At 64.5% G+C, this 6,955-nt stretch carries 8 protein-coding genes and 1 pseudogene; 2 read left to right on the forward strand and 7 right to left on the reverse strand.

The genetic code is table 11. From position 1 onward, the window contains the following. Window positions 1-74: 74 nt before the first annotated feature. Window positions 75-479, reverse strand: a complete 405-nt coding sequence (locus tag WBQ44_RS04315; protein ID WP_495565502.1) for a TfoX/Sxy family protein — start codon at window positions 477-479, stop codon at window positions 75-77. 6 nt (window positions 480-485) lie between these two features. Between WBQ44_RS04315 and WBQ44_RS04320 the strand changes: the two genes are divergently transcribed. Beyond that, complete coding sequence (locus tag WBQ44_RS04320) at window positions 486-881, forward strand: tautomerase family protein (RefSeq protein ID WP_495565509.1); 396 nt, start codon at window positions 486-488, stop codon at window positions 879-881. 69 nt (window positions 882-950) lie between these two features. After that, window positions 951-1,241: a DUF7218 family protein gene (locus tag WBQ44_RS04325; protein WP_495565503.1), complete on the forward strand. Its 291-nt coding sequence runs from the start codon at window positions 951-953 to the stop codon at window positions 1,239-1,241. Between the two features lie 14 nt (window positions 1,242-1,255). Here WBQ44_RS04325 and WBQ44_RS04330 read toward each other — a convergent pair whose 3' ends face one another. From WBQ44_RS04330 to WBQ44_RS04355, 6 genes and pseudogenes are all read right to left on the reverse strand, one after another. Beyond that, a complete protein-coding gene (locus WBQ44_RS04330; RefSeq protein ID WP_495565504.1) occupies window positions 1,256-2,584 on the reverse strand; it encodes an FAD-dependent oxidoreductase in 1,329 nt (442 codons plus the stop codon). Between the two features lie 27 nt (window positions 2,585-2,611). After that, window positions 2,612-3,022: an arsenate-mycothiol transferase ArsC gene (locus WBQ44_RS04335; protein ID WP_495565505.1), complete on the reverse strand. Its 411-nt coding sequence runs from the start codon at window positions 3,020-3,022 to the stop codon at window positions 2,612-2,614. Further along, window positions 3,022-4,086, reverse strand: a complete 1,065-nt coding sequence (arsB, locus tag WBQ44_RS04340; RefSeq protein ID WP_495565506.1) for an ACR3 family arsenite efflux transporter — start codon at window positions 4,084-4,086, stop codon at window positions 3,022-3,024. Before arsB ends, WBQ44_RS04335 begins: the two co-directional genes overlap by 1 nt. Continuing rightward, complete coding sequence (locus tag WBQ44_RS04345) at window positions 4,083-4,460, reverse strand: ArsR/SmtB family transcription factor (protein ID WP_495565507.1); 378 nt, start codon at window positions 4,458-4,460, stop codon at window positions 4,083-4,085. The genes arsB and WBQ44_RS04345 overlap by 4 nt, the downstream gene beginning before the upstream one ends. A gap of 710 nt (window positions 4,461-5,170) precedes the next feature. Further along, a pseudogene (locus tag WBQ44_RS04350) lies at window positions 5,171-5,401 on the reverse strand (glutathione-dependent formaldehyde dehydrogenase); the annotation flags it as partial. Between the two features lie 228 nt (window positions 5,402-5,629). Next, the coding region (locus WBQ44_RS04355; RefSeq protein WP_495565508.1) for an acyltransferase family protein at window positions 5,630-6,955 on the reverse strand (1,326 nt) is incomplete at its 5' end.

Here is a 6,955-nt window from a genome sequence, read left to right on the forward strand (position 1 = left end):
GACAGCGTGTGTGCTGTGTCGAAGTCCCCCAACTTCTGCATGGTGGGAAAGGTACAACCACCCACCGACACAAACTATTCGATGCGCTCCGCGTTGTACTCGAGGGCGGCGCCCATCCAGAACTCCAGGGCACCCTGCTGGGTGAGTGCGTCGCCGTCGACGGTGATCCAGCCTTCGCCCATGGACCGGCCCTTCCCCATTTCGGCGCGTCGGGCACCCGCGGACTCGAGGTACTCGGCGTCACGGCCTCGGCTGACGCGGACGAGCAGGGCGCCGCCGCCGATCTTCACGCACGCGACCATCTGATCGTTCACCATGAACGCGAGACCGCCGAACATCTTCGTTTCGCGGACGTTCTGCTTATCCGAGAGAGCGCTTCGGACGCGTTCTGCGAGTTCGACGTCGTAGGCCATCGACATTCCCTTCAGCGGTGATTCCGGTGGAAACAGGGTGGCGCGGACGGTGCGGGAATGCAACACTTCCGCATGCCGTTCACCACGATCGAGACCCGATGCAGTCACGACCGCGACATCGAGACCGCCATCATCGACGCCGTCCACGCCGCGATGGTGGCCGCGTTCAAGATCCCCGAGGTCGACAAGCACATTCGATTGGTGGTGCACGAGCCCCATCGCTTCGCGGTACCACCGACGCTCGGCAACCCGGATCTCTACACCCTGGTGACGGTCGATTGCTACGCCGGGCGTTCGGCGGATGCCAAGAGGCGGCTGTATGCGGGCGTGGTGGAGGGGCTCGAGGTCGTCGGGATTCCGCGCAACCACGTCACGGTCATCGTCCGGGATCATCCCACCGAGAATTGGGGCATTCGGGGTGGTCGGGCGGCATGCGACGTCGATCTCGGCTTCACCGTAGACGTCTGACGGGGCGTTTACTCTCTACTCCCTCGGGTACCGCGAAATAGTGGATTTCTGCCAACGGAGGGAGAGACGATGCCTGCCGAAAAGTCCGATGAGAAAAAGCCCGATGACAAGCCGCAGTTGAAGGACCAGGACCTGTACGAGAAGCTGCGCGACGAGGGTAATTCGAAGGAGAAGGCCGCACGGATTTCCAATGCTGCCGCCAACGAGGGCCGCGGAAATGTCGGGAAGAAGGGTGGTAAATCGCCTTCATACGACGAGTGGACGGTCGTCGAACTGACCGACCGCGCGAAGGAGCTCGGCGTCGAGGGCTATTCGAAGATGAAGAAGGACGAGCTCATCGACGCCCTGCGCAATCACTGATCCGAAGGTAGTGGTCAGCTGTTGATCCGCCCGAGGCTGATGGGTTCCGGGGCACCACAGCATCCGCCGCCTGCTGTTGCGTCGGCGTTCGCGTCGTCGAAAAGCCCTGCGCCCCCGCACACTCCGGTGTCGGGGAGCGTCAACTCGACGCGACGGGCGCCGTCGTAGTCGCCCGCGAGTTCTGCTGCGATGCTGCGGACCTGTTCGTAGCCGGTCATTGCCAGGAATGTGGGTGCGCGTCCGTAGCTCTTCATTCCCACGAGGTAGAAACCTGGCTCTGGCTGTGTCAGTTCGTCGACCCCGTGCGGGTACACGGTTCCGCACGAGTGAATGTTCGGGTCGATCAGTGTGGCGAGGAACCTCGGTGCCTGCAGGGTGGGGTCGAGGTCCAGCCGTACCTCCGACAGCCATGACAGGTCGGGGCGGAAGCCGGTCAGCGCGACCACTCGGTCCACGCCGTCGATCCGGCGGCTCTTGTCGGAGACAAGCGCGAGCCGACCGTCGTCCGTCTCCACCGTTTCCGTACGGAATCCGGAGACGACGTTCAGATATCCGTCGTCGACGGCCTTCTTGGCGCGTTGGCCGAGCGCACCGCGTGCGGCAAGTTCGTCCGCTGCGCCTCCGCCGAACACGGTGTCGGTGACGCCCCGCCGGAGGGCCCACGTGAGCGTGGTGCCGGTGTGCTCGGCTGCGAGTTCGGCGAACGCGATGATCGCGGTCAGCGCGGAGTGTCCACTCCCGGCGATGACGGTGTGCTTACCGGCGTACGCGGCGCGGGTCTGCGCGTCGGCGAGATCGGGCACGCGGTAGTCGATGTGCCGGGCGGCGAGGGTTTCTCCGATAGCCGGCACCCCCTCGCTGCCGAGTGGATTGGGCGATTCCCACGTGCCGGATGCATCGACGACGGAGCGGGCGAGGACGCGTTCTTCACGGCCATCGCTGTGACGCACGTGCACCGACAGCGGCTCGGTGTCTCGGCCGGCGTCGACGACACGGTCTCGGCCTCGCCGTGCGACTCCGACGACTTCCGAGTCCGTTCGCACTCGGTTACCGAGGGCGGCGGCGAGTGGGACGAGGTAGCGCTCCGTCCATTCGCGTCCCGTCGCGTAGCTGTCGCCGTTGGGTACCGTCCACCCGGTGGCTTCGAGCAGTCGCGCGGCCGCGGGGTCGACGACCTCCGACCACGGGGAGAACAGTCGTACGTGGTTCCACTGTGCGACGGCCGAACCGGCGGTCGCGCCACGCTCGAGAACCACGACATCGGAACCGGTTTCGACGAGATGTGCTGCGGCTGCGAGTCCTACGGGGCCCGCGCCGATCACCACTACTGGGTATTCGGTCATGGCAGAGATCTCCCTGGGGTTGGTCGTTCAGCTGTGCATCTGCGCGTTGAGTTCGCTTACGCGCCGGGCGATGTCGTCGCGGACGAGGCGCATGCGTTCGATCCCCTCGATGCCCCGCTCGGAGGGTTCGTCGGTATCCCATTCGAGGTAGGTTGGGCCGTCGACGACGTCGACCTTCGCTTCGTTGCCGAGCGTGACGACGTAGTCGACGCGAGAGAGCAACTCCGGGTCGATCGGCTTCGGCGTCTCACCGGTCAGGTCGACGCCGACTTCGAGTAGTGACTGCGCGGCGAGTGAATTGACGGCCCCGCCGGGTTTCGTTCCCGCCGAATGCACTTCGACGGTGTCGCCTGCGGCCTTCCTCATCAGTCCGGCGGCCATCTGCGACTTGCCACCGTTCTTGACGCACACGAACAGGACGCTGGGGGTGGAGGGCATCAGGATTCCTTTTCGTACTGGGGCGTGAATCGCTTACGCAGTGCAAGTGAGACATAGACGAGGCCGACGAGGACGGGTACTTCGATGAGTGGCCCGACGACGCCGGCGAGGGCTTGGCCTGAGGTAGCGCCGTACGTGGCGATGGCGACGGCGATCGCGAGTTCGAAGTTGTTGCCTGCCGCGGTGAATGCGAGCGTCGTGGTGCGTTCGTAACCGAGACCCATGGCGGCGCCGAGGGCGTAACCGCCGCCCCACATGACGGCGAAGTAAACCAGCAACGGAAGCGCGATGCGGACGACGTCCCACGGCTGTGATGCGATCCGATCACCTTGCAGTGCAAAGAGAACGACGATCGTGAACAGCAGGCCGTACAACGCCCACGGTCCGATCTTCGGGATGAATGTCGATTCGTACCAGTCTCTGCCCTTGGTGCGTTCGCCGAGGTAGCGGGAGAGGAATCCGGCGACCAGTGGGATGCCGAGGAAGATGAGCACCGACTTGGCGATCTGCCACGGAGACGCCTCGATGGTGGTTTGTTCGAGACCGAGCCAGCCGGGCAGCACCGACAGGTAGAACCATCCGAGTACGGCGAACATGATGACCTGGAACACCGAGTTGATTGCCACCAGTACGGCGGCGGCCTCTCGGTCTCCGCAGGCGAGGTCGTTCCAGATGATGACCATGGCGATGCAGCGGGCGAGTCCGACGATGATCAGGCCGGTGCGGTACTCGGGGAGGTCGGGCAGGAACATCCATGCGAGGGCGAACATCAACGCGGGTCCGAGCACCCAGTTGAGCACCAGAGATCCTGCGAGCAACCGCTTGTCGCCGGTGACGGAGTCGAGTCGGTCGTATCGGACCTTCGCGAGCACCGGGTACATCATGATCAGGAGGCCGATGGCGATCGGCAGTGAGACACCGTCGACGGAGATGGCGGAGAGTCCCTCGTCGAGGCCGGGAACGAGGCGGCCGAGCAGCAGCCCGAAGATCATCGCGACTCCGATCCACACGGGGAGGAATCGGTCGAGCGTCGACAACTTACCGACGACGGTGGGCGCGCTCATGCTGTCACCAGCGCGTCGTCACTGGTCGGGTCTGCATCGGCCAGGACGGACGAGAGTTGCTGCAGTGCAGTCGGATTGACCCAGTAGTAGACCCAGGTGCCTCGGCGTTCGCAGTCGAGCAACCCGGCTTCGCGGAGCACCTTGAGGTGATGCGAGATGGTCGGTTGCGAGAGGTCGAACGAATCGGAGATGTCGCAGACGCACGCTTCCCCGCCTGCGTGGCTGGCGACGAGGCTGAGGAGGCGCAGGCGAACGGGGTCGCCGAGGGCTTTGAACATTTTTGCGAGGTCGCCGGCCCAGTCCACGGACAGCGGCTCGCGAAGCAGAGGCGAGCAGCACTGGCCGTCCGCGGATGCAACAGATTGATTCGACATCCGTCTATATTGACCGCTGACTAATCAGAGGTCAAGTGAACACTCGGGGCCGGAGTGGCACGGCTGCGGTCAGGCGCGACGGGTGGCACGCACGACGGGTGGCACGCACGACGACGTCGCGGAGCGTTTTCTGCCGTCCGTTGGGCGCGTTGAGTGTCCTGGTGTTTTCCTTCGCGGTGGGCGTCCAATGCCGTGCCGGGGGTGAGGTCGCGGGTCTCGTCGACGATGTAGGGGTTGGTGGGTGCGAGCTGATTCTTCGCGCCATCCCAGTGCTTTTCCCAGTAGTTCTTGTCGAACGAGTGCATCGGTTCGCCGTTCTGTTTGTAGCCACGTGTCCTGGACGGCGTTGCCGACGTCCAGGACCAGTGTGTGCCCCGCCGGCGAGGAGGATCAGCCAGTGTGCGGCTCGCCCCTCGATGTAGCGGTAGGCGAACCGGCGGACCTTGCCGGAGAGTCCGTGCAGCGGTGCCGACGTGCCGAACACCGGTGTTATGCGGCCGTGCTCGATGGATTGCTCGCCCCTCCCAACCCGGTTGCTGGTCGGGGATGTCCCAGTGGGCGCCGGTGACGTCGGGGGCGAACCGCTCGCGCGGGTAGGTTCGGACGGTTGGCTGGGTCGAGATCAACGCCCCAGCCCGGGATGGTGTTTGGCAGTTCCTCGCTGGACTTGGCGCGGGACGGTGTGTCGGCCGAGTACGGCATGGCTACTCCTATCCGGCGTTCGGGACGATGATGGGCTTGATGCATTCGCCAGCCTTGCCCGAGAAGATGTGGTACGCGTCGGCGATGTGTTCGAGTGGAATGCGATGTGTGACAATCTCACTCGGTTTCAGGTAGACGTTCTGGATGTGTACGAACAGTCGCGGCCACTGCCTCTTGACCGGGCACTGGTTCATGCGGAGGGTCAAACCCTTGTTCATCGCGTCCCCTAGGCGTACTGCCCGGCGTGCAAGAAGTTCGGAACGGTGAGCAGGGTGATGTTGCCGAAAGAAATCAGCGCCGTCGCGTTGCCGATGAAGGTGAAGGTGCCCGTCATCGTCGGCTCGCGTGCGCGCTGCTGCGGTGCGGGTGTTCGGCGGGACGGGGCATGAAAACTCGCAATCGGTCGACGAGGACGTGACCGGTGACGGTTACCGCAGCGATCGGCGTCGCAACCCGTGTCGAGAAACTCAGGCGCTGGTTCGGACTCCGATGTCGGAACCCGAGGGATGACGGATGCCCCCGAATCTTCGCCGTAGACCGAGGGCAAAGGTCACCGCTTGCCAGTAGAGGATGCCGACCACCATCGACAGCACGAATGCCAACCACGGGTGGTCGTCGCGCAACGGCAGATACACCTGGAAGTGAGTGAGGTAGATGTACAGGGAGGCGCTCGCGAGCACTTCGGCTACGCGACTCAGCGCGCTCGGGAAGGGGACCGATCGCAGCCACACCAGCAGCGACAGCCCCACGATGACGAAGATTTCTCGTTCTGTCTCGCCGAAGAAGAATCCGGGGACCGTCAGTGCGATCGCTGCAGTGACGATGAGGCGCTGTACGACCGTGTTCGCCTGCGCTGCGGCCCAACCCAGGGCGAACAACCAGAACACGACGGACGCGGTCAGGATGCGATTGCGGCCGTCGTCGACGTCGATGACCCCGTACCGAGTGAGCAGACCGAGACCCACGACGCCCATCGCGAACCAGAACGGTTGCAGACGTTGGAGGCGGTCGATACTCGGAACGTAGAGCACCGCGGCGACGGCGAGAACGATGTACACGATCGCCTCGACGAACCAGTAGCGCCATTCGTTCGACCAACCATCCGGGCCGAGGATCCCGTTGAGCAGCAGGGCGCTGGTGACGCGGTAGTCGCCGGTGACGGCGATGACGACCCCCAGCCACACCATGCTGGGAATGGCGATCCTTGCGATACCCACGAGCACCCGGCGGGTACGTTCGCTGCGCTCGGACGCGCTGAGGTGAAAGCGGGCGAAGTTGTAGCCGGCGATAGCGAGCAACACGTGCGCACCGCCGAGGACCGTGAACAGATGGATGTGCGATCCGACGATCAGAACTATCGCGAGTGCGCGCAGCAGGACGTTGGTTTCGATGCGCTGCCAGCCGCGGCGTGATCTCGTCGACGCGACGAAATCGCCGACGGGGGTGGTGTGCCAATTCTCGGGGAGGTGACCGAACATCTTCTCGAGGCGTATCGAGACACGAACGTAAGACAGCGAATCGCCGCCCAGGCTCACGAACGTGCTGTCGTCGGTGACGTTCGCGCAGTGCAGGATGTCGGCGTACAACGCTTTCACTGCGTCGGTGTTTGCATCCGGTGCGGCTTCGGCCGGGGTCTGAGCGATCTGAGCCACTGCCCGCAGATCCGGCTTGCCAGTGGAGGTCCGCGGAAGCTCGTCGACGAGGCACACACGCACCGCAGCGGCGGGCAGCCCACCGGCCTCGGCGGCGCAGAGCCTGGCGTCGCCGGTGTCGCCGCCCTCGATGGCGACGAT

The organism is Rhodococcus sp. (in: high G+C Gram-positive bacteria) (assembly GCF_049591685.1).
Classification (GTDB): Bacteria; Actinomycetota; Actinomycetes; order Mycobacteriales; family Mycobacteriaceae; genus Rhodococcoides.